The organism is Bradyrhizobium sp. R2.2-H, from assembly GCF_004346455.1.
Classification (GTDB): Bacteria; Pseudomonadota; Alphaproteobacteria; order Rhizobiales; family Xanthobacteraceae; genus Bradyrhizobium; species Bradyrhizobium diversitatis.
Window position 1 is genome coordinate 49,101 of the sequence record NZ_SMBR01000022.1, and the last position, 21,595, is coordinate 70,695.

The following is a 21,595-nucleotide window of genomic DNA, read 5'->3' on the forward strand; positions in this document are numbered from 1 at the left end:
TTTCGGAAAACCGCTGCACACTTTTCCGGATCATGCTCTACCGCCGCAGCAATCCACCGAGCGCGCCGCGGACCAGCGTGCGGCCGATCGAGCCGCCGAGCTGGCCGCCGACCGACTTGCCGATATTGGCGGCCATCCCGCCGATCACCTGATTGGTGACCGATCGTGTCACGTCGCGCGCAATGACCTGGCCGGTCGACAGACGGCCTCGCTTGACGTTGGTGCCGAAGATGGTGCCGACGATCGAGCCGATCTGGCCCAGGATGCCGCCGCCGCTTCCGCCCGCTGGACTGTCCGCCGTGGCCGCGGTGTCGGCGATGCGCTTCTGGAGCATCTCGTAGGCGGATTCGGAATCGACGGCGGTATCGTATTTGCCCTTCACCGGGCTTGCAGCCATGATCGCCTTGCGCTCGTCCGGCGTGATCGGTCCAATGCGCGCCGACGGCGGCCGGATCATCACCCGCTCCACCATCGACGGCGTGCCGTTGCCCTCGAGGAAGGACACCAGCGCCTCGCCCTTGCCGAGTTCCGTGATCACCTTGGCCGTATCGAGCTTCGGATTGGGCCGGAAGGTCTGGGCTGCAGCAGCGACGGCCTTCTGGTCGCGCGGTGTGAAGGCGCGCAGCGCATGCTGCACGCGACCGCCCAACTGGGCCAACACTTTGTCCGGTACCTCGATCGGATTCTGCGTGACGAAATAGACGCCGACGCCCTTGGAACGGATCAGACGAACCACCTGCTCGATCTTGTCCATCAACGCCTTCGGCGCATCGTTGAACAGCAGATGCGCTTCGTCGAAAAAAAACACAAGTTTTGGCTTCGGCAAATCGCCGGCCTCCGGCAATTCCTCAAACAACTCCGACAGCAACCACAACAGGAAGGTAGCGTAGAGCCTGGGGCTCTCCATCAGCTTGTCGGCAACCAGAATGTTGACCATGCCGCGACCGTCGCTATCGGTCTTCATGAAGTCCTTCAGCTCCAGTGCCGGCTCACCGAAGAATTTCGCTCCGCCCTGGTTTTCCAGCACCAGCAGCTGGCGTTGAATGGTTCCAACCGTCGCCTTGCTGACATTGCCGAAGCTCTGCGCGGCCTTGCGGACCTCGGCTAACGGATCTTCCTCGGCATCCGGTCCCTTCTTGCGACTGGCGGGAACGATCGCATCCAACAGCGATCGCAGATCCTTCATATCCAACAATGGCAGGCCATTCTCGTCCGCGACGCGGAAGGCGACGTTGAGAACCCCTTCCTGCACCTCGTTCAGATCGAGCATCCGCGCCAGCAGTAGCGGCCCCATTTCGGTGACGGTGGCGCGGACCGGATGTCCCTGCTCGCCGAACACGTCCCAGAACACGGTCGAGAACTGGTCCGGCTGAAACTTGAGACCCATGTCGCCGGCGCGCTTGAGAATGAAGTCTTTGGCCTCGCCGACTTCCGAGATTCCGGAGAGGTCACCTTTGATGTCGGCCGCGAATACGGGAACACCGGCGCGCGCAAATCCTTCCGCCAGCACCTGCAGCGACACGGTCTTGCCGGTTCCGGTTGCACCCGTGACGAGGCCGTGGCGATTGGCGAGCGCCAACGTCAGCCATGCCTGCTCGTTTCCCTTGCCGACGAAAATCTTGTCGTCGGTATCGCCGAGCTTGCTGTCCTGTGCGGTCATTATTCTCTCTGATCTCTCTGCCGAGTTTCGCGTATTGAAACTCAAATGCACCAGTTCCGTAGTTTAACGCATGTCGCGCACCGATTAAAACCATTCAACGCACGCCCCGAGCACGTGACATTGTCGGACACGAAGGGACAACATCAGCCGAAAGTAGGAACGAGGTATTCGCAGCGCGGCAATTTCTTGCCGATTCGATCTCGGCTCGTGCACGAGTGCAACACTTTTCGCGCGTTCGAGGATGAATCGCGACCGCGCATGCGTTCATCGCTTGAATTTCACATCACACCGGCTCAAGATCAATTTTCGGAAGCAATACTCCGGCGTGCAAACCGGCTGAGGGGCCTTATGGACGAGCTGATCGGACGGCTGGCGGCAAACGCCAGCATAGATGGTGCTGTCGCTGAAAAGACCGTCGGCATCATCCTGGGATTCCTCCGCAGCGAGGGTCCTTCCGAGAGCGTGCAGGCCCTGATCGACCAGATCCCAGGAGCGGAAGCTGCAATCGAGGCGTCCAGGAGCGGCGGCGGCCTGTCGCGGCTGATGGGCGGCGGCTTGATGGCGGTCGGCACGCGCCTAATGGGCCTCGGCCTCGGCATGTCCGACATACAAAACGTCGCCCGTGAACTTTTCCGCTACGGGCGAGACAAAATCGGAGCGGATCAGATGGGCAAGATCATCGCGGGGACGCCGGGCCTCAGCCAGTTCGCCTGAGCGACGCTTTTCACATCGAGTATCATGACATATCCGATCTCCGAGATTGAGGGCCTGCCGGCCTTTGCCGCCAACAAGCTGAAGGCGCAGGGAATCCGCACGACCGACGCGCTGCTCGAGGCCGCCTCCACCGTGAAGGGCCGCAAGGCGCTTTCCGCCAAGACCGGCATCAGCGAGCAGCAATTGCTGGAATGGGCCAACGTCTCCGACTACATGCGCATCCCCGGCATGGGCCGAGCCAAGGTCGGCCTGGTCCGCGCCGCCGGCGTCACGACCGTGCGGGAGCTCGCCTATCGAAATCCGGCAAGGTTGGCGCAGAGCATGCGCGAGGCCAACGAGAAGAAGAAGCTGGTCCGCGTCCTGCCTTCCGAGAAGTCGGTCGGCGACATCATCGCCAAGGCCAAGAAGCTGCCGCCGAAGATCACGTATTAGCCCACTTCCCTCTCCGTCATCCTGAGGTGCTCGCCTCTTCGGCGAGCCTCGAAGGATCCACGGCCACCGCCGCATCCGCACGGAGAGCGCCGGGCCGTCGCCCTTCGAGGGCCGCTAAGAAGCGGCCACCTCCAGCGACAACGGCTTCGCCGTTGCGCCGGGGTGACGGTGCTAGAGCGGCGCTCGCCCACCCCATCCCCGCTTGACTCCCCCTGCCCGACCGCGCAAAGCGGGCCGCATGAACGCCTCGCCCTCCCCTTCCGTCCCGCCGGCCGGCTCGGCCGGGCCTGATGCGCTGCGGACGCTGCTGGAGCGACCGCTTCCCGCGGTGATGGGCGTGCTCAATATCACCCCGGATTCCTTCTCCGATGGCGGCGCGTTCATCGCGCCCGCGCGGGCGCTGGAACGGGCGCGGGCGATGATCGCCGATGGCGTCGACATCATCGATATCGGCGCGGAGTCCACCCGGCCCTACAAGGGCGCCCGGCCGGTCACGGCGGCGGAAGAGCTGGCACGGCTGAAGCCGGTGCTGGCCGACGTGGTGGCGCTCGGCGCGCCCGTCTCGATCGACAGCATGAAGGCCGAGGTGGTGGCCTTCGCGCTCGACCAGGGCGCGGCGATCGCCAACGACGTCTGGGGCCTGCAACGCGATCCCGACATAGCGCCGCTGATCGCCGCAAGAGGCGTTCCCGTCGTCGTCATGCACAACCGCGACAGCGTCGATCCCGCGATCGATATCATCGCGGACATGAAGACGTTCTTTCGGCACTCGCTCGATATCGCCGCACAGGCCGGCATCGCGCGCGACAAGATCGTGCTCGACCCCGGCATCGGCTTCGGCAAGACGGCCGAGCAGAGCATGACCGCGCTGGCGCGCCTGCGCGAACTCGACATGTTCGGCTTGCCGATCCTGGTCGGCGCCTCGCGCAAACGCTTCATCGGCTCGGTGTCGCCGTCGGAACCATCGGAGCGGCTCGCCGGCTCGATCGCGGCCCACCTGATCGCCGCGCAGCGCGGCGCGAAGATCATCCGGACCCATGATGTCGGCGAAACCCTGCAGGCCCTGCGGGTAGCGCATGCAATCGAGAGCAAGCAATGACCGATACGATCTTCGTCACCGGCCTGTCGATCCATGCCCGCCATGGCGTGATGGATCACGAAACCGAAGTCGGCCAGCGTTTCGTCATCGATCTCGAACTCTATACCGACCTGTCCGAGCCGTCGCGCAGCGACCGGCTCGCAGACACGGTGTCCTATGCCGACGTCGTGGCGACGACGACGGCGGCGTTCAAGAACACCAATTACAAGCTGCTGGAGCGCGCAGCCGGCGCCGTGGCCGACGCCATCCTGTCGAACTTCCCGCGCGTCCGCGCCGTGAAGATCACGGTGCACAAGCCGCATGCGCCGATCGCCGCGATCTTCGACGATGTCGGCATCATGCTGACACGCTCGCGGCATCCCTGACATGGCGAGCGTGCTGATCGCACTTGGCGGCAATGTCGGCGATGTCCGCGCGACGTTCAAAAAGGCGATCGCGCATATCTGCGGCATGGCACAGGCGGCGCTGATCGCGCGCTCGTCCGACTATGCCACCCCGCCCTGGGGCGACGAGGACCAGGATCCCTTCATCAATGCCTGCATCGAGATCGAGACCGGCCTCGATCCGCACGCGCTCTTGTTCGCGCTGCAGAAAGTCGAGCAGAAGTTCGGCCGCACGCGAACCAAGGAGCGGCGCTGGGGCCCGCGCACGCTCGATCTCGACATGATCGCCTATGACGACGTCAGCTTGCAGAAGCCCGACCTGACGCTGCCGCATCCGCGCCTGTTCGAGCGCGCTTTCGTGCTGGTGCCGCTGGCCGAAATCGCGCCCGAGCGCGTGATCTCGGGTATTCGTGTGCGTGACGGCCTCGCCAGCGTCTCCACGCAAGGCATTGAGCGGCTTCCGGATACCGGTTAACCAAAAACAACCGTTTGCAGGGACGGTCTGCCGTGGCAATTTCGCCTGAGAACAACGAGACGTTTGGGAGCCCCTCGCCGCATGACCTCCGTGACTAACGACCTGCCGCTGGCGGCGGATTTTCCCAAGTCCACGCCTGAGGACTGGCGCAAGCTGGTCGACGGCGTGCTGAAGGGCGCGCCGTTCGAGAAGCTGGTCGGCAAGACCTATGACGGCATCAAGATCGATCCGCTCTATCCGCGCGCCAAAGGCGTTGCGCCCGTGGTGGGACGCCCGCCGGCTGCGCCATGGCAGATCGTACAGCGGATCGACCATCCCGACGCGGCGCTCGCAAATGCACAGGCCCTCACCGACCTCGAGAACGGCGCGACGGGGCTCGCGCTGGTGTTCGCCGGCGGCAGTGGCGCCCATGGTTTCGGCCTGGAACCTTCGGCGGATGCGGTCGCTAAGGTTCTGAAAGAGATTCATCTCGACGCCGGCATCGGCCTCGAGCTTCAGATCGGCCCGCAATCGCGGATGGCCGCGATCCATGTCGCGGAATATGTCAAGAGCAAGGGATTCGATCCGGCAGCCTGCAACATCCGCTTCGGGCTCGATCCGCTCGCGGCCGCCGCAGCGTGGGGCCACAGCCCCTACACCTGGGACGAGATCGTTCCTGCGCTCGCCGGCGCCATCAAGGGCCTTGCCGCGCTCGGCTTCAAGGGACCGTTTGCCTCCGCCGACGGGCGCGTGATCCATGATGCCGGTGGCTCGGAAGTGCAGGAGCTTGCCTTCGTGCTCGCCTGCGGCGTCGCTTATCTGCGCGCGATCGAAGGCGCCGGCATTCCCCTCGAGCAGGCGCAGGGCATGGTCTATGCGCGGCTCGCCGCGGATGCCGACCAGTTCCTGACCATGGCCAAATTCCGCGCGCTGCGGCTGTTGTGGGCACGCATCGAGCAGGCCTGCGGGCTGACGCCGAAACCGCTGTTCATTGCCGCCGACACGGCCTGGCGCATGCTGACGCAGCGCGACCCTTACGTGAACATGCTGCGCGCGACCATGGCAACGTTCGCAGCAGGACTGGCCGGCGCCAATGCGATCACGGTGCTGCCGCATACGCTGGCGCTCGGCCTGCCCGATCCATTCGCGCGGCGCGTGGCGCGCAACACCCAGCTTCTCTTGCTGGAAGAAAGCAACCTCGCCAGGGTCAGCGATCCCGCGGCAGGCGCAGGCGGCATCGAGACGCTGACGGCACAGCTTTGCGAGGCCGCATGGGCGCTGTTCCAGGAAAGCGAGAAAGCCGGTGGTGCCTTCGCGGCGCTTCAGCAGGGCGTGTTCCAGAGCAAAGTGGCGGCCGCGCGAAAGGCGCGTGAGGCCAACATCGCAAAGCGCCGCGACGTGCTGACCGGCGCCAGCGAGTTTCCGAACCTGCATGAGCGCGAAGCCACCGTGCTGACGACAACGCCGATCGCGCTTCCGCCTTACGGGGAGCAGACATACAAATTCGATGCGCTGCCGCCAATCCGGCTGGCGGAACCGTTCGAGTCGCTGCGCGACAAATCCGACGCAGCGTCGAAGGCACGTGGCGCGCGGCCAAAGGTGTTCCTGGCCAATCTCGGCACGCCTGCCGATTTCACCGCGCGCGCCACCTTCGCGAAGAGCTTCTTCGAAGCCGGCGGCATCGAAGCCCTGGACAGCGAGGGCTTTGCCGATCCATCCAAATTGGCAGCCGCGTTCAAGGCTTCAGGTGCGGAGCTTGCATGCCTCTGTTCAAGCGACAAGGTCTATACCGGTCAGGCGGAACCCGCCGCCCGGGCCCTACAAGCGGCCGGCGGGCGACATATCTATCTGGCGGGCCGCCCGACTGATGCCGAGGCGGCGCTGCGGGCCGCCGGTGTCACGGGTTTCATCTTCGCCGGAGGCGATGCGCTTGCGACACTGCAAGACGCCTATCGACGGATGGAGCAGCCATGACGGACGCCAGCAAACCCGTTCTCACCGGCGGCTGCCAATGCGGCGCGGTGCGCTTTGCGGTCATGACGGCGCCGACCAGGGTCTCGATCTGCCACTGCCGCATGTGCCAGAAGGCAGCAGGTGCGCCATTCGCCTCCTTTGCCGACATCAACAAGACGGACTTCGCCTGGACCAGGGGACAGCCCTCGTTCTTCCGCTCCTCCACCATCGCCGAGCGCGGCTTTTGCGCCGCCTGCGGCACGCCGCTGAGCTTCGGCCGCATCGACGGCGACCGGATCGAGATCATGACCGGCACCTTCGACCACCCCGACTGGGTGATCCCGACGCGCCAGTTCGGCACAGAATCCCGCCTCGGCTGGGTGGTCGGCATCGCCAACCTGCCGAGCCAGACCACGCAACAGAATTACGGACCGGAGAAGATGGCGACCATCGTCAGCCATCAGCATCCGGATCATGATTGATCGCTTATGATATGGTTGAAACCATGAGCCGCATTCCCAATTTTGCCGATATCGGTTTCGAGCGAGCCGCCACAGCCGCGCCATCAGGCAGCGCTGAACCGTGGCTGACGCCCGAGGGCATTCTGGTGAAGCCCGCCTATGGCGAGGCTGATATCGCGGGGCTCGACTTCCTCGAGACCTATCCGGGCATCGCGCCTTACCTGCGCGGCCCCTATCCGACGATGTATGTCAACCAGCCCTGGACGGTCAGGCAATATGCCGGCTTCTCCACGGCGGAGGATTCCAACGCGTTCTACCGCCGCAACCTGGCTGCGGGGCAGAAGGGCCTCTCGGTCGCGTTCGATCTCGCCACCCATCGCGGCTATGACTCGGATCATCCGCGCGTCGGCGGCGACGTCGGCATGGCCGGCGTCGCCATCGATTCCATCTACGACATGCGCACGCTGTTCGCAGGCATTCCGCTCGACCAGATGAGCGTGTCCATGACCATGAACGGCGCGGTGCTGCCGATCCTCGCGCTCTATGTCGCCGCCGCCGAGGAACAGGGCGTGCCGCCGGAGAAACTCTCAGGCACCATTCAGAACGACATTCTGAAAGAGTTCATGGTGCGCAACACCTACATCTATCCGCCAGCGCCCTCGATGCGGATCATCTCGGACATCTTTGCCTACACCTCGCAGAAGATGCCGAAGTATAATTCGATCTCGATCTCCGGCTATCACATGCAGGAGGCCGGCGCGACGCAGGATCTCGAGCTCGCCTATACGCTCGCCGACGGCGTCGAATACTTACGTGCCGGCCTTGCCGCGGGCCTCGACGTCGACCGCTTCGCGCCGCGCCTGTCGTTCTTCTGGGCGATCGGCATGAACTTCTTCATGGAAGTCGCCAAGATGCGCGCCGCGCGCCTGCTCTGGGCGAAGCTGCTGAAGCCGTTCAACCCGAAAGACCCGCGCTCGCTCTCGCTGCGCACGCACAGCCAAACCTCGGGCTGGTCGCTGACCGCGCAGGACGTCTTCAACAACGTGATGCGCACCACGGTGGAGGCCATGGCCGCAACGCAGGGCCACACCCAGTCGCTGCATACCAACGCGCTCGACGAGGCCCTGGCGCTGCCGACCGACTTCTCGGCGCGCATCGCCCGCAACACCCAGCTGTTCCTGCAGCAGGAGAGCGGCACCACCCGCATCATCGATCCCTGGGGCGGCTCGTACTACGTCGAGCGGCTCACGCGCGACCTCGCGGCGAAGGCGTGGAGCCACATCCAGGAGGTCGAGGAACTCGGCGGCATGGCCAAGGCGATCGAGGCCGGCTTGCCGAAGCTGCGCATCGAGGAGGCTTCCGCCAAGACGCAGGCGCGGATCGACGCCGGCAGGCAGGCGGTGATCGGCGTCAACAAGTACAAGCCGACCGACGAGGACAGAATCGAGATCCTGAAGGTCGACAACACCAATGTCCGCCGGCTCCAGATCGACAAGCTCAAGCGGCTCAAGTCCGAGCGTAACCAGAAGGACGTCGACGCCGCGCTCGCGGCGATCACGCGCTCGGCCGGCGAAGGCAACGGCAATCTGCTCGCGCTCGCGATCGATGCGGCGCGGGCCAAGGCGACCGTCGGCGAAATTTCGGACGCGATGGAGAAGGTGTTCGGCCGGCACCGCGCCGAGATCAAATCCATCACCGGCGTCTACAAGCGGGAGGCGTCCAGCATGGGCAACCAGGTCGAGAAGGTTCAGGCGCTGATCGACGCGTTCGAGGAGGCGGAAGGCCGCCGCCCGCGCATCCTGGTCGCCAAGATCGGCCAGGACGGCCACGATCGCGGCCAGAAGGTGATTGCGTCTGCCTTTGCCGACATCGGCTTCGACGTCGACATCGGGCCGCTGTTTGCCACTGCCGACGAAGCCGCGCGGCAGGCGGTCGAGAACGACGTCCACATTCTCGGCGTCTCCTCGCTCGCCGCCGCCCACCTCACCGCCGTGCCGGAATTGAAGGCCGCGCTGAAGAAGCAGGGCCGCGACGATATCATGATCATCGTCGGCGGCGTGGTGCCGCCGCAGGATTACGACGCGCTCTACGCCGCCGGAGCGGAGGCGATCTTTCCGCCGGGGACCGTGATCGCGGACGCCGCCGAGGAGCTGATCCGCAAGCTGAACGCGCGGCTGGGGCATAGCGAGGCGGCGGAGTAGCCGTCGCTCGAACTTCCGGCAAGAAGGATTTGCGTGATGTTTCTCGCGCCAACGTTCATGCGCGCGCTGGCTGCGGCCGCAGTTTGCAGCGCACTGTTCGGCATCGCCCACGCCGCCGACCCCAAGCCCGACGCCGTCGTCAGGACCAGGAGCATCGAGGCGCGCGTCTTCCTCGACGACAGGATCAAGGCGGATGCGGCGCTGGCGGCGGATTGCCTGGCCGAAGGCAAGAAGTGGCTCGACAAGAATGCCGCGGAAGCTGCCGCCGCCCGCAAAGCGGACCCACAGTTCTTCACGGACGGCGGCTGGGACTTCGAGCGCAAATATGAGATCCGCTCGGTCGTCGCCGATCGCTATGTCAGCATCCTCCGCAACGACTACATGAACACTCGCGGCGCGCATCCCAACTCGGACGTGAACACGATCCTGTGGGACAAGGCGGCGAACAAGCGCATCTCGATCCGCCCGTTCTTCACCGAGACCGCCGACAAGGGTCCGGCCATGAAGGCGATGGTGACGGCCATCATCACCTCTCTCAAGGCCGAGAAGAAGAAGCGCGGTGCCGGCGAGACCGCAACCGACGAATGGTTCAAGAGCGTGGAACCGAGCCTGCTCAAGATCGGCGCGGTGACCCTTGCGCCGTCAACTGAAGCAGGCAAAAGCTCCGGCCTCACCTTTCACTATCCGCCCTACGCCGTCGGTCCCTACGCCGAGGGCAAGTATGTTGCATTCGTGCCTTGGGAGGCGCTGAAGCCGTATCTCAGCGCAGAAGGCACGCGAATCTTCGGCGGCGCGCGGCCGAAGGGCGACGCGGACGAGCCGTGAACGATCGCTAACTGGATCGCGGACGGGCGTTGCGCGCTGAGGTTGGTGATTGGCGCGGGCAGAACCCACCCGATTTCCGACTGCCCACTCGATGGGCTTCCAGCTTTCGCACAACATGGAGGTTTCCTTGGTAGCGCTACCTTGCAGCGCCGCCGCAAAGCCGACTAGAATGCCCTCATTGACAAGAGCGCCCGGCGTCACGGGCGCCGCTGGGAGGCATTCAATGTCCAAGATTTCGCGCCGCACCTTTGCGGCTTCGTCTGCCGCCGTCGCGGCATCCGCCGCTTTCGGCTTCAAGCCCGCGTTCGCCGATGACGCCTATCCCACCCGGCCAATCCAGCTGATCTGCCCTTGGGGTGCCGGCGGGGGAACCGATGCCACCGCGCGCATCGTCGGCGTGCTCCTCGAAAAGGAATTCGGCCAGCCGGTGAACGTCGTCAACCGCACGGGCGGCTCCGGCGTGGTGGGCCATTCCGCGATCTCGACCGCCACACCGGACGGCTACACGCTCGGCATCATCACCGTGGAAATCGCGATGATGCACTGGGCCGGTCTGACCCAGCTCACGCCTAAAGATTTCACACCGTTGGCTCTGATGAACGAGGATCCTCCGGGGATCCAGGTCAAGGCGGATTCGGCGTACAAGACCGTGAAGGACCTTGCGGACGCGATCAAGGCCTCCCCGCCCGGCAAGTTCAAGGCCTCCGGCACCGGTCAGGGCGGCATTTGGCATCTTGCTCTGGTGGGCTGGCTGAAGGCCATGGGCCTGCCGCCGAACCAAGTGGCATGGGTGCCCTCCAATGGTGCGGCTCCGGCGATGCAGGATCTTGCCGCGGGCGGCATCGATTTCACCACCTGCTCCATCCCGGAGGCCCGCGCGATGATCGACGCTGGCAAGGCACGCAGCCTCGCCATCATGGCCCCGAAGCGCGCAGCGACGTTCCCTGATGTGCCGACCCTCAAGGAGGCGATGGGCGTCGACTATACGACCGGGGCCTGGCGCGGCTTCGCCGGGCCGAAGGGGCTTCCGCAACCGATCGCGACCAAACTGACGGCTTCGCTGAAGAAGATCTTCGAGTCCAAGGAATACAACGAGTTCATGTCGTCGCGCGGCTTCGGCGTCGTATGGAATGACGCCTCCGGCTACGCCGCTTTCATGGACAAGTCGGACGCGCAGATGGGCGAAGCCATGAAGGCTGCCGGTATCGCAAAGACCTGAAGCCCGGCCGAAAGACCGTAACCGCCCAGACTTCGAGACCGCGCCGTCCGCGGCGCGTCTCGCTTCGATCCCAGGGAGCCGCCATTGCGCGCCAACGATGCCATCGCCGGCGTGGTGCTCATCATTCTCTCCATTGTGATGATCGCCCTGACCGCCAGCTTCCCCGACTTTCCCGGACAAAAGTACGGCCCATCGCTGTTTCCGCGCATCCTGGGTGCCGGATTGATCGTCTGCGGCGGGATCCTGATATGGAATGGATTGACCGCGCGGCGCATGGGCGCACCGTGGGTCGAGCTCGCGCCATGGGTCAAGGAACCACGCCGCCTTGCCACGTTTTTTCTCGTGCTCGTTCTATTGCTGCTCTACATCTTCGCGGCCGAAACCGTCGGCTTCATTCCGCTCGCGCTGTTGTTTCTCGTTACACTGTTTCTCTGGCTCGGCGTGCGGCCGTGGATCGCCGCAGTCACTGCGCTGGTCGGCACCTTCACGATCTATTGGTTCTTCGCCACGCTGCTCCGTGTGCCGCTGCCGCGTGGCTGGCTGAATTTGATTCTCTGAGGTCGCCATGAACGCCCTGCTCGAAGCGAGCCGCCTGATCTTCGATCCCTACGTTCTCTGGGTCATCGCGGCATCGGCGGGGTTTGGTATGTTCGTCGGCGCAATGCCGGGTCTCACCGCCACGATGGCGACGGCGCTGCTCGTACCGATAACGTTCTTCATGGACCCAGTGCCGGCACTCGGCGCGATCGTCACCGCAACCGCCATGGCCATCTTCGCCGGCGACATTCCGGCGGCACTGCTCCGCATTCCAGGTACGCCGGCGTCAGCCGCCTACACGGACGAGAGCTATGCGATGTCCAGGAACGGGCAGCTCGACCTCAATCTCGGCGTCAATCTGGTGTTCTCCGTGCTGGGTGGCTTCGTCGGCGTCGCCATCCTGATCGTGTGCGCGCCAGCGCTGGCCGAGGTAGCGATCAATTTCTCGTCGTTCGAATATTTCTGGCTGGCCCTGCTCGGCCTGACCTGTGCCGTCTTCATGACCAGTGACGCACCACTGAAGGGAATTACCTCCCTGCTGTTCGGACTCGCCGTCAATTGCATCGGCATTGATCCCGCAGCAGGCTATCCGCGCTTCACCTTCGGCAGCGTCGAACTTCTGCAAGGCATCAGCTTCATTCCTGCGATGATCGGCATGTTCGCGCTGTCCGAACTGCTCCGCGGCATGGTCCACGCCGATGCAACGGGAGCCGTCATCGCGCAAAAGATCGGCAACATATTCAGCGGCGTCTTCGGCGTCTTCAAGCGCTACTGGTTCAACTTCCTGCGCGGGTCGACCATCGGCGTCCTGATCGGTGCACTCCCCGGAGCCGGCGCTGACATCGCGGCCTGGATCTCGTTCGCGATCTCGAAGCGCTTTTCGAAAGAGCCGGAAAAGTTCGGTACCGGCCATATCGAAGGTATCGTCGACGCGACTTCGGCCAACAATTCCGCACTCGGGGGCGCCTGGATCCCGGCGCTGGTTTTCGGCATTCCCGGCGATTCCATCACCGCGATCGTGATCGGCGTTCTCTACATGAAAGGGATGAATCCCGGACCGACCGTGTTCCTGCAGAACCCGCAGTTCATCTACGCCGTGTTCATCATATTCATTCTCGCCAACATTCTGATGCTGCCGCTGGGGTGGATTGCGATCAAGGGCGGCAAGCAGCTGTTGCGGGTGCCGCGGAACGTGCTCCTGCCGGTGATCCTGATGTTCTGCGTGGTCGGATCCTATGCCATGACCAACTCGGTCTATGGCGTTATCATGATGGTGGTCTTGGGCTTGATCGGCTGGCTGATGGAAGAGCACGGCTTCCCGATCGCACCGGCCATCCTGGGACTCGTCCTGGGCGAGATGCTGGAACAAAACTTCATGACCTCAATGATCAAGGCAGACGGGGCGTTCATCATGTTCTTCGAGCGGCCGATCGCCGCGACCCTGGGAATCGTGACACTGCTGATCTGGGGTACCATGCTGTGGCGCGGGATCAAGGGAAGGCCTGCAACTCTGAGCGAAGTAGCCCAGGCACCCTGATGGGGCAATCGGAGCGCGGGCGCGAACCTCTCGCCTGCGTCGGCCGACCGTTGTACATCAGGGCATGATTCAGAAGACCAATCTCGACATCAAGACCCTCGCTAAGGAGCTCCGCGCCGGCAGCCGCGCGGCGCTTGCCCGCGCCATCACGCTGGTCGAGAGCCGGCGCGGCGATCATCAGGCGCTGGCGCGCGAGCTGATGCAGATGCTCCTGCCCGACACCGGCAAGGCGTTTCGCGTCGGCATCACCGGCTCGCCCGGCGTCGGCAAATCTACCACCATCGATGCGCTCGGGACGTATCTGATCGAGCAGGGCCACAAGGTCGCGGTGCTCGCGGTCGATCCGTCCTCGGCACGCAGCGGTGGCTCGATTCTCGGCGACAAGACGCGGATGGCGCGGCTGTCGGCATCGAGCGATGCCTTCATCCGCCCCTCGCCGTCCTCGGGCACGCTCGGCGGCGTCGCGGCGAAGACGCGCGAGGCGATGCTGCTCTGCGAAGCCGCCGGCTTCGACGTCGTGCTGGTCGAGACCGTCGGCATCGGCCAGTCCGAGACCGCAGTGTGCGACATGACGGATTTCTTCCTGGCGCTGATGCTGCCGGGCGGCGGCGACGAGCTGCAAGGCATCAAGAAGGGCCTGGTCGAACTCGCCGACATGATCGCCATCAACAAGGCCGACGGCGACAATCTCAAGCGCGCCAACATCACCGCCGCGGATTATCGCGGCGCGCTGCACATCCTGGCGCCGAGATCCGAGCATTGGCACCCGCCCGTTGTCACCTATTCGGCGCTGGCCGGCACCGGCATCACCGAGCTCTGGCAGAAGGTTTTGGACCACCGCAAGGCGATGAATGCGTCCGGCGACTTCGCCGCGCGGCGGCGCGACCAGCAGGTGAAATGGATGTGGTCGATGCTGGAGCAGCGCATGCTGGCGAGGTTGCGGAGCGAAGCGTCGGTGCGGACCAAGGTCCGGAAGATCGAGGCCGAGGTCGCCGAGGGCCATCTCACGCCGGCGCTCGCCGCCGAGCGCATTCTGGAGTTGCTGCAATGACCGGGCCCCGCATTCTCCTCACCGGCTTCGGGCCATTTCCGGGCGCGCCCTACAATCCGACCCAGGCGCTGGTGGCCCGGCTGATGCAGTTGCGCCGGCCTGCGCTCGACGATGTCGAGCTGTCGAGCCACATCTTCCCGGTCACCTATGCTGCCGTCGACCGGCAATTGCCTGACGTGCTCGCCGCCCAAAAGCCCGACGCGCTCCTGATGTTCGGCCTCGCGGCGCGCACGCCCTATCTGCGGATCGAGACCCGCGCCCGCAACGCCGTCACGATGCTCTGGCCGGATGCCGCCAACACGCGCTCGAGCAAGCGCGGCATCGCCGGCCATGCAGATGCGATGACGTTCGGCCCGCACACCGCAAGGCTGCTGCGCGCCGCGCGCCTCACCGGCATCGACGCGCGCCCCTCGCGCGATGCCGGCGCCTATCTCTGCAATTACCTGAGCTGGCGCGCGATCGAGAACGTCAGGTCGGGCGGGCCGAAGCTTGCGGCCTTCATCCACATTCCGCTGCTGGCGCGCGGCGGCGCCGTGCGGCGCAAGGGCTCAGCCCGAATCACGCTGGAGGAACTGGTGGATGCGGGGGAAGCGATGTTGATGGAGATGGTGCAGTTGGCGCGGAAGCGGCGGAACACGCCGGTCTCGTAGGATGGATTAGCGAAGCGTTATCCACCTCTTCTGTCTCTGCGGATAGAGAACGTGGTGGGTTACGCCTGACGGACTGCGCTTCGCGCAGCCGCAAGGCTAACCCACCCTACAGCACCGTCTTTGCGTAAACATTTAACCCTACCGCGAACAATCCTCACGGCCCTCGCCGCGCTGGGCTACGAAACCGCTGCGGACCTCCCGCGTCCGCCGGAGGACGCATTATGGACCTCAATCGCCGTCATCTCATCGGAGCCTCGACCGCGGGCATCGCCGGCGCGCTCGCCATGCCGGCCGACGCTGCGCGCGCGGCGCCGCTGACGTCCCTGCTCGGGCGCGACGCCACGCAATATGGCGTTCGCCCTGGCAGCAGCGAGGATCAGACACGCGCGCTGCAGCGCGCGATCGACGAGGCCGCGCGGGCGCAAATGCCGCTGGCGCTGCCGCCGGGCGTCTATCGCAGCGGATTGCTGCGACTGCCGAACGGGTCGCAACTGATCGGCGTGCGCGGTGCGACCAGGCTGGTCTTCACGGGCGGAGCCTCGATGATCCAGAGCGATGGCTCCGATGCGATCGGCCTCACCGGCATCACCTTCGACGGCGGCAACATTCCGCTGCCGACCCGGCGGGGCCTGATCCATGTTCTCGGCGGACGAGATGTGCGCATGTCGGATTGCCAGATCACGCAATCGGGCGGCAGCGGCATCTGGCTCGAGCAGGTCGCAGGCGACGTCTCCGGCAACATCTTCACCAACATCGCGTTGACTGCGGTGGTCTCGTTCGACGCCAGGGGGCTCAGCGTCTCGCGCAACACCATCATCGGCACCAACGACAATGGCATCGAGATCCTGCGCACCGCGATCGGCGACGACGGCACGTTGGTCGCCGACAACCGCATCGAGGACATCAAGGCAGGTCCCGGCGGCTCCGGCCAGTACGGCAACGCCATCAACGCGTTTCGCGCCGGCAACGTGATCGTGCGCGGCAACCGCATCAGGAATTGCGACTATTCGGCGGTGCGCGGCAACTCGGCCTCGAACATCCACATCACCGGCAACAGCGTCAGTGACGTGCGCGAGGTCGCGCTCTATTCGGAGTTTGCGTTCGAAGCCGCGGTGATCGCCAACAACACGGTGGATGGCGCCGCCGTCGGCGTCTCCGTGTGCAATTTCAACGAGGGCGGCCGCATCGCGGTGGTCCAGGGCAACATCATCCGCAATCTGATCCCGAAGCGGCCAATCGGCACCGCACCGGACGACGATGCCGGCGTCGGCATCTACATCGAGGCTGACACATCGGTCACCGGCAATTTGATCGAGAATGCGCCCTCCTACGGCATCGTCGCCGGCTGGGGCAAATATCTGCGCGACGTCGCGATCACAGGCAACGTGATCCGCAAGGCGCTGGCCGGCATCGGGGTCTCGGTCGTGCCGGGCGCGGGCACCGCGCTCGTGAACAACAACATGATCTCGGAAACGCCACGCGGCGCCGTGGTCGGGCTCGACCACGCGCAGGCGGTGACGTCGGATCTGTCGGCCGAAGGGGCGCAACGCTTCGCGCAGCTTGTGGTCGGCGGCAATGCGGTGCGACGTTAGGCGCGTAACCGGCGGACGGACCGTACCTCCTTCGAGACTCCCTATGGGACGCGCTACGTCCCATGCCTCACACCTCAGGACGACGGGGCGAGAGAGGCAGCCGACTCTGCTCGGGCCTCACCCACCGCCTTAGAACGCGTTTCTGAGCAGCGGGTATTTGGCTTCGAGGCCGTCGAGGCTGAAGGTGAATTCGACGACGCGCTCGGCGGCTGCGACGATTTCCTCGGCCGGCGGGGCGAACTGCGGGAGGAGCGTTGCCATCGCCGCAGGCGCCGACTTCGGCAACGTCGCGGCAGGCACCGCGAGCGGCGGCCTCACTTCGGGCGCGGTGAACGGCGTCATGGCGGCAGGCGCAAGGGGTGATCTCACGGCAGGTGCGCTGAGCGGCGCCCTCGCGGCGGGAGCCTTGAGCGGCGGCATCTCGGCGGGGGCGGTAAACGAAGCCACCGCGACCGGTGCAGTGGGCGGCGCCATCACGACGGATGGCAACACCGCCGCGATCGGCGCCTCGGTGATCTCCGCGAGCACGCCCGGCTTCCGATCGAGCCTGACCGCCACCGCGGTCTCAGGCGCGATGTGAATGGCCTTGGGCTGGACGGTCTGCGCCTGCTGCTCGCGCGGTGCCATGCGGGGCATGGTCGCCGGCGACCAACCGAATGCGGGCGTCACACTTGCAGCCGCCTCGGCGACGTCCCCGCCAGTTGCGAGCGCGCGCCAGGTCTGGACCGCACGCTTGGCTTCCTGGATGTTTTCAAGGAATTCGATCTCGGAATGATACCGGCGCCAGCGGCCCGTCTCGAACATCTCGGAGAGATGTTGCAGGCGCTGTTCGGCGAGAGCGCACCAGCGCGCCGCGATGGCGCGGCCGGCGGCTGCGTCGCGAACGAACTCTTGGCGATGTGTCATGAACCAGCCCGTCAGGAAAAAATACGGACGCGGGGGACGCAACGCACACGAATCAATTTAGACGCGACATGAATATTTTGTGGAAAAGATTTGACTTGTCCAGCGGCGACACGGCATTCGTCATCAAATACCGTAGTCCTCCGGAAATTTGCTGCGTTTTCGAGTCAAGCTTCGCACAAGCATAACGGAGTTGCGGTGGGTTGCGCGCGCGACGGCAACGGACGGCTGTGGCGACCCTCAACCGCAAGCTGAACGAATGCGGAGCTTCGAAAGATCGGATGCCCAAAGCCTTGGTTCCGATTGAGTCAGAACCGACGCTCTGAATTCTTGGTTTGATGCGTTTCGTCCCGCGAACCGGCGTCCACTTCGCTCAAGAACGCGCTGAAAAGAAAAGACCCGTCCGGGGGGACAACCGGACGGGTCAAGCCATATGGGCGCTTGGGGTGGATGGGCGCTCGCGCCTGATATGACTGATGGGGAGGGATGACCGCTCCCACATCAGTTGGTCGTGGCAGCTGGCTGAACGTTCAATGCGAGGGTTCGCTTTTTTGAGCTTCGGCCCGTGCGCATCCTTGTCGCAGCCGCTATCTCGCCGCCGGTCTATCTGCCTGAGAAACCGCGGACTTTTCGTCCGAACCCGACAACGACGGTTGCTCGATTGCACGGCTGCCGGGCTCGCCGCGACGCTTCTCGGCATCTTCACGTTTTGTTGTACCGGACGCAGCCGCAACGGGCGTCGCGCTGTCGGCGGGCACCGCCATCACCGCGGCAAAGGCGTCGGCCTGACCGTCGCCGAAAAGGTCGTCACGTCCGGGGGAGCCGAGGTCGCGCGCGGTCTTCGCCAGCGTCATGCGCAGCGCCTCCGGCTTCAAGGCATGGTTGCGCTCGAGGAGCAGCGCCGCAACGCCTGAGACATGGGCGGCCGAAAACGAGGTTCCCGACGTCATCTGGTATTTGCCGGCGGGTGCCGGCAGGAAGATGTCGACGCCGGGGGCTGCAACCGCGATGTAGTTGCCGCGGTTGGAGGCGGAGAACAGCCTGTCCTGCTGATCCGTCGCGCTGACCGCAATCACATTGGGATTGGCAGCCGGATAGAGCGGTGGCGATTTCGCGCCGGCATTGCCGGCGGCCGCGATCAGCACGAGGCCGCGTGCGGCCGTCGCCGCGATCGCGCGCTCGATGATCGCGTCCTTCGGGCCGGCAAAGCTCATATTGATGATCTGCGCGCCGTGCTCGGCGGCGTAGTTCAGCGACCGCAGGATGATGTAGGACGAGCTCTCGGCGCCGCCGTTGGCGCCGCCGAAGGCCCGGATGGCGATGATGCGCGCCTCGGGCGCGCTGCCCATCAGGCGGGCATGCGCCACGATGGCACCGGCGATGCCGGTGCCATGGACGTGCGGCCCCTCGGCACTGCCGAGCGCGTCGAAATGATCGGCGACGGAATTGGCGAGTTCGGGATGCTTGGCGTCGATGCCGGAGTCGATCACGGCAATTGTAACGTTGGCTCCATGCGCCAGCGCATGCGCCTGCGGCAGGCGGAGTTTTGCCAGCGCATATTGCGCGGGATCGCCCTCGACCGGTACGGACGATTTCTGGTCCTGGAGCACGTAGCGGAAGTTCGGCTGGACCGAGCGCACGCTGCCGTCGGCCGCGAGCTCGCGCCGTACCGTCTCGGCGGGCCGGCCGTCGGTGATGCGGAACAGGCCGAACGTCGCCCCGATCAGCGGAAAATTCTCGGATGCGACGCGCGCGAGGCCGTGGCGACGCGCAAGCTGGTCGGCCTCGGTCGCCGACAGACTGCCGTCGATCTCGGCGACGAATTCGCCTGCGAAGCTGCGCTGGTGCACCGCGACCGGCGTGTTGTTGCCGCGCCCCTTGCGGACGCTCTTCTTGTTGCCCGATTTTCCACTGCCCTCGCCGCCCGCGTTCGCCTGTGCCAGGCATTCGCCGTCGGCAGACCGATAGGGCGCGGCGCAGGCCGGATAGAGGTTGGGGGAGTAGCGCGCATAGGGCAACACCGGCGTCAATCCGATCCGCGCCGAAGGAATCCGGGCGGTCGTAATCGGACGCGGGCCGCGGTCGACCGACACCGCCCTGGCGGATAGGGTCGGGTTGACCCGCGGGGCAATGCTCGGGGAGATCGTCGGAGTGCGCGAGGGAACGCTGATCGTAGGCGTACGCATGATCGCCTGCGCCTGCGCAACCTCGACGCCGAGACAAGAGGCGACCAGAAGGGCGGCTCCGATGGACGAAGCGTACGCCCCGGCACGCACCCTGCTGTCGGAATTGCCCGTCATCGGCCCAGCGGCGCGCCTAGGGCGCCGCGACGGCGAGGTTGACGAACTTCTCGCGCTGCATCCTGCCGAGCAGCGAGGCGAGCTCGTCCTGGCTCATCGCCTTGTCGAACTGGAGGCGGAACATGCCGCCCTTGGCGTCGCCGATGATCGAAGCCTGATAGCTGTCGAGCAGCGCGGTAATGTCGGCGACGCGTGCCTCCGGCGTGAATCGCACCAGTGCGCGCGCCGGCGCGGCCGTGCTGCCAAATTCGCGTGTGATCGGGGCGCTGGTCGAGAGCGAAGCCGTCTGGAAGGTCGCCGGCTGGTTTCTCATCAGCACGGCGCCGATGATTCCGGCCTGCAGCACGAGCGCGACAGCGCCGAGGCCCGCCGACCACACCAGCGTGCGCGGCGACAGGCTCGCGAAGAAGGTCGAGATGCGCGCCGACAGCGGCAACGAGGCGCTCGCCCGTGCCGGCTCAGCGTCGATCGCGGCGAACAGCTTCTGCATCGCCCGCGCCGACGGAGCCCCCAGGCTCTCGTTCAGATGGATGGTCTCTTCGTACTCGCCGCGGATCACGGCATATTGCCTGGCAAGCTCGGGATCGCGCGCCAGCGCTTCCTCGACGCGGCGCGCATCGCGCGCGCTCAGCGTACCGGCGGCGTGCCACGGCAGCAGCAGTTCAATCTCACTGGGCTCTTGCTCCAGCATCTTCTTGCTCAACGCCATCATGGCCAGCCTCGCTCAACGCCGGCTGCCTTCAGCAGTTCGGCCAGTTTCTTGCGCGCATAGAACAAGCGCGTCTTCACAGTGTTCTCGGGAATTCCGACGATCCCGGCCACCTCCTCCACGGACTTCTCGTGGTAGTAGACGAGATCGACGATTTCCCGGTGTTCCGGCGAGAGGCCCGTCAGACACTCCCGCAACGCCTCACTGGTGTCCTTCTTCTGCACCACCGTTTCCGGATCGTCGGACGTGTCCTCGATCGCGTTCGCGGCTTCTTCGTCCAGTTCGAAATCCTTCCTGCGCCGGAGCGCAGACAGGGCCTTGAATCGGGTGATTGCCAGCAGCCAGGTGGAAACCGCCGATCGGCCCTCGAACTTGCCGGCTTGACGCCAGACGTCGAGAAACACCTCGCTGATGAGGTCTTCCGCCGCCTGCTCGTCCCGCACGAGCCGCAGTCCGAACCTGTAAACCCTGACATGGTGCCGCCCGTACAGCACCTGCATGGCGAGCCGGTCACCTTGGGCGATCCTGGCGATCAGGACCTCGTCGGAAGCCGCTTGTGTCACACTCAATGGCCGTCTCGCAAAGTTGGTCGGGTCGATGCGGCGGGCGGTTCGACGGGGAAGGCAAAATTGTTCAAACTACCGCAATCATCCGGGGGCCAGTGTGAGCTACCCCACACAGGCGCACTTTTATCGTCCCGTCCGCGGCGGTCAGCGGCCTCAATCCAAATCGGTAACATAGTACTGAGATACTTTCCCTGCGGACGGCGTTTCCGGCACAGGCGCCAGCCTAGTCCGGTTCCATAGCAGCCTTCCATAGCAGCCCTGCACCAGGTTTGTCGCGCCAAGCCCGGCTTTGGCTCGACCGCATCGCACACGATGGATCGCCGGTAAGATCGCGCAATGGCTGATCATC

General features: G+C 65.1%; 20 protein-coding genes. 15 read left to right on the forward strand and 5 right to left on the reverse strand.

Going from position 1 to position 21,595, the window contains the following annotated elements; translation table 11 throughout:
• Window positions 1-37 precede the first annotated feature (37 nt).
• On the reverse strand, window positions 38-1,660 hold the full coding sequence (locus EDE08_RS35910) for a helicase HerA-like domain-containing protein (RefSeq protein ID WP_131874346.1): 1,623 nt from the start codon (window positions 1,658-1,660) through the stop codon (window positions 38-40).
• Window positions 1,661-2,008: 348 nt separating this feature from the next.
• Here EDE08_RS35910 and EDE08_RS35915 point away from each other — a divergent pair, with 348 nt between their 5' ends.
• The 15 genes from EDE08_RS35915 to EDE08_RS35985 all read left to right on the forward strand — a co-directional run bounded on the left by EDE08_RS35915 (window position 2,009) and on the right by EDE08_RS35985 (window position 16,768).
• On the forward strand, window positions 2,009-2,374 hold the full coding sequence (locus EDE08_RS35915; RefSeq protein WP_131874347.1) for a DUF2267 domain-containing protein: 366 nt from the start codon (window positions 2,009-2,011) through the stop codon (window positions 2,372-2,374).
• A gap of 24 nt (window positions 2,375-2,398) precedes the next feature.
• Window positions 2,399-2,806 (forward strand): DUF4332 domain-containing protein, encoded by a 408-nt coding sequence (locus tag EDE08_RS35920; protein ID WP_036005985.1) that lies wholly within the window; start codon window positions 2,399-2,401, stop codon window positions 2,804-2,806.
• Between the two features lie 238 nt (window positions 2,807-3,044).
• Complete coding sequence (folP, locus tag EDE08_RS35925; RefSeq protein ID WP_131874349.1) at window positions 3,045-3,905, forward strand: dihydropteroate synthase; 861 nt, start codon at window positions 3,045-3,047, stop codon at window positions 3,903-3,905.
• The gene (folB, locus tag EDE08_RS35930) at window positions 3,902-4,270 is read left to right on the forward strand and encodes a dihydroneopterin aldolase (RefSeq protein WP_028176687.1); all 369 of its coding nucleotides are present in this window, start codon (window positions 3,902-3,904) and stop codon (window positions 4,268-4,270) included. Before folP ends, folB begins: the two co-directional genes overlap by 4 nt.
• Window position 4,271: 1 nt before the next feature.
• Window positions 4,272-4,763, forward strand: coding sequence for a 2-amino-4-hydroxy-6-hydroxymethyldihydropteridine diphosphokinase (gene folK, locus EDE08_RS35935; protein ID WP_131874351.1), 492 nt, complete (start codon window positions 4,272-4,274; stop codon window positions 4,761-4,763).
• An 81-nt stretch (window positions 4,764-4,844) separates the two neighbouring features.
• The gene (locus EDE08_RS35940) at window positions 4,845-6,716 is read left to right on the forward strand and encodes a methylmalonyl-CoA mutase family protein (protein ID WP_131874352.1); all 1,872 of its coding nucleotides are present in this window, start codon (window positions 4,845-4,847) and stop codon (window positions 6,714-6,716) included.
• Complete coding sequence (locus tag EDE08_RS35945) at window positions 6,713-7,177, forward strand: GFA family protein (protein WP_131874354.1); 465 nt, start codon at window positions 6,713-6,715, stop codon at window positions 7,175-7,177. The genes EDE08_RS35940 and EDE08_RS35945 overlap by 4 nt, the downstream gene beginning before the upstream one ends.
• A gap of 23 nt (window positions 7,178-7,200) precedes the next feature.
• Entirely contained in the window at window positions 7,201-9,357 is a 2,157-nt protein-coding gene (gene scpA / locus EDE08_RS35950) for a methylmalonyl-CoA mutase (protein ID WP_131874356.1), read from the forward strand.
• A 36-nt stretch (window positions 9,358-9,393) separates the two neighbouring features.
• Window positions 9,394-10,182, forward strand: coding sequence for an RsiV family protein (locus EDE08_RS35955; RefSeq protein WP_207913200.1), 789 nt, complete (start codon window positions 9,394-9,396; stop codon window positions 10,180-10,182).
• 223 nt (window positions 10,183-10,405) lie between these two features.
• Window positions 10,406-11,401 (forward strand): tripartite tricarboxylate transporter substrate binding protein, encoded by a 996-nt coding sequence (locus EDE08_RS35960; RefSeq protein WP_131874358.1) that lies wholly within the window; start codon window positions 10,406-10,408, stop codon window positions 11,399-11,401.
• A gap of 84 nt (window positions 11,402-11,485) precedes the next feature.
• Window positions 11,486-11,959: a tripartite tricarboxylate transporter TctB family protein gene (locus tag EDE08_RS35965; protein ID WP_131874359.1), complete on the forward strand. Its 474-nt coding sequence runs from the start codon at window positions 11,486-11,488 to the stop codon at window positions 11,957-11,959.
• Window positions 11,960-11,966: 7 nt separating this feature from the next.
• Complete coding sequence (locus EDE08_RS35970; RefSeq protein WP_131874361.1) at window positions 11,967-13,475, forward strand: tripartite tricarboxylate transporter permease; 1,509 nt, start codon at window positions 11,967-11,969, stop codon at window positions 13,473-13,475.
• Window positions 13,476-13,539: 64 nt separating this feature from the next.
• Complete coding sequence (gene meaB, locus EDE08_RS35975; RefSeq protein WP_131874363.1) at window positions 13,540-14,526, forward strand: methylmalonyl Co-A mutase-associated GTPase MeaB; 987 nt, start codon at window positions 13,540-13,542, stop codon at window positions 14,524-14,526.
• Window positions 14,523-15,176: a pyroglutamyl-peptidase I gene (locus EDE08_RS35980; protein WP_131874365.1), complete on the forward strand. Its 654-nt coding sequence runs from the start codon at window positions 14,523-14,525 to the stop codon at window positions 15,174-15,176. The genes meaB and EDE08_RS35980 overlap by 4 nt, the downstream gene beginning before the upstream one ends.
• Window positions 15,177-15,397: 221 nt before the next feature.
• Window positions 15,398-16,768 carry a TIGR03808 family TAT-translocated repetitive protein gene (locus EDE08_RS35985; protein WP_131874367.1) on the forward strand — a complete coding sequence of 457 codons (1,371 nt, stop codon included), beginning with the start codon at window positions 15,398-15,400 and terminating at the stop codon, window positions 16,766-16,768.
• A 129-nt stretch (window positions 16,769-16,897) separates the two neighbouring features.
• Here the strand turns inward: EDE08_RS35985 and EDE08_RS35990 are convergent, their stop codons facing one another.
• From EDE08_RS35990 to EDE08_RS36005, 4 genes are all read right to left on the reverse strand, one after another.
• Window positions 16,898-17,674 carry a TIGR03809 family protein gene (locus EDE08_RS35990; RefSeq protein ID WP_131874368.1) on the reverse strand — a complete coding sequence of 259 codons (777 nt, stop codon included), beginning with the start codon at window positions 17,672-17,674 and terminating at the stop codon, window positions 16,898-16,900.
• 584 nt (window positions 17,675-18,258) lie between these two features.
• Entirely contained in the window at window positions 18,259-19,971 is a 1,713-nt protein-coding gene (locus EDE08_RS35995) for a S8 family serine peptidase (RefSeq protein WP_131874370.1), read from the reverse strand.
• A gap of 16 nt (window positions 19,972-19,987) precedes the next feature.
• On the reverse strand, window positions 19,988-20,683 hold the full coding sequence (locus EDE08_RS36000) for a zf-HC2 domain-containing protein (RefSeq protein ID WP_131874372.1): 696 nt from the start codon (window positions 20,681-20,683) through the stop codon (window positions 19,988-19,990).
• Window positions 20,680-21,249, reverse strand: coding sequence for a sigma-70 family RNA polymerase sigma factor (locus EDE08_RS36005; RefSeq protein WP_028176705.1), 570 nt, complete (start codon window positions 21,247-21,249; stop codon window positions 20,680-20,682). Before EDE08_RS36005 ends, EDE08_RS36000 begins: the two co-directional genes overlap by 4 nt.
• Window positions 21,250-21,595: the final 346 nt, after the last annotated feature.

Coding starts and splice junctions, on each gene's coding strand:
- EDE08_RS35915 (WP_131874347.1), top strand. CDS start 2,009: ATGGACGAGCTGATCGGACGGCTGGCGGCAAACGCCAGCATAGATGGT.
- EDE08_RS35980 (WP_131874365.1), top strand. CDS start 14,523: ATGACCGGGCCCCGCATTCTCCTCACCGGCTTCGGGCCATTTCCGGGC.
- EDE08_RS35910 (WP_131874346.1), bottom strand. CDS start 1,660: ATGACCGCACAGGACAGCAAGCTCGGCGATACCGACGACAAGATTTTC.
- EDE08_RS35970 (WP_131874361.1), top strand. CDS start 11,967: ATGAACGCCCTGCTCGAAGCGAGCCGCCTGATCTTCGATCCCTACGTT.
- EDE08_RS35960 (WP_131874358.1), top strand. CDS start 10,406: ATGTCCAAGATTTCGCGCCGCACCTTTGCGGCTTCGTCTGCCGCCGTC.
- folK (WP_131874351.1), top strand. CDS start 4,272: ATGGCGAGCGTGCTGATCGCACTTGGCGGCAATGTCGGCGATGTCCGC.
- EDE08_RS35920 (WP_036005985.1), top strand. CDS start 2,399: ATGACATATCCGATCTCCGAGATTGAGGGCCTGCCGGCCTTTGCCGCC.
- EDE08_RS35995 (WP_131874370.1), bottom strand. CDS start 19,971: ATGACGGGCAATTCCGACAGCAGGGTGCGTGCCGGGGCGTACGCTTCG.
- meaB (WP_131874363.1), top strand. CDS start 13,540: ATGATTCAGAAGACCAATCTCGACATCAAGACCCTCGCTAAGGAGCTC.
- EDE08_RS35955 (WP_207913200.1), top strand. CDS start 9,394: ATGTTTCTCGCGCCAACGTTCATGCGCGCGCTGGCTGCGGCCGCAGTT.
- scpA (WP_131874356.1), top strand. CDS start 7,201: ATGAGCCGCATTCCCAATTTTGCCGATATCGGTTTCGAGCGAGCCGCC.
- EDE08_RS35945 (WP_131874354.1), top strand. CDS start 6,713: ATGACGGACGCCAGCAAACCCGTTCTCACCGGCGGCTGCCAATGCGGC.
- EDE08_RS35990 (WP_131874368.1), bottom strand. CDS start 17,674: ATGACACATCGCCAAGAGTTCGTTCGCGACGCAGCCGCCGGCCGCGCC.
- EDE08_RS35985 (WP_131874367.1), top strand. CDS start 15,398: ATGGACCTCAATCGCCGTCATCTCATCGGAGCCTCGACCGCGGGCATC.
- folP (WP_131874349.1), top strand. CDS start 3,045: ATGAACGCCTCGCCCTCCCCTTCCGTCCCGCCGGCCGGCTCGGCCGGG.
- folB (WP_028176687.1), top strand. CDS start 3,902: ATGACCGATACGATCTTCGTCACCGGCCTGTCGATCCATGCCCGCCAT.
- EDE08_RS36000 (WP_131874372.1), bottom strand. CDS start 20,683: ATGATGGCGTTGAGCAAGAAGATGCTGGAGCAAGAGCCCAGTGAGATT.
- EDE08_RS35940 (WP_131874352.1), top strand. CDS start 4,845: ATGACCTCCGTGACTAACGACCTGCCGCTGGCGGCGGATTTTCCCAAG.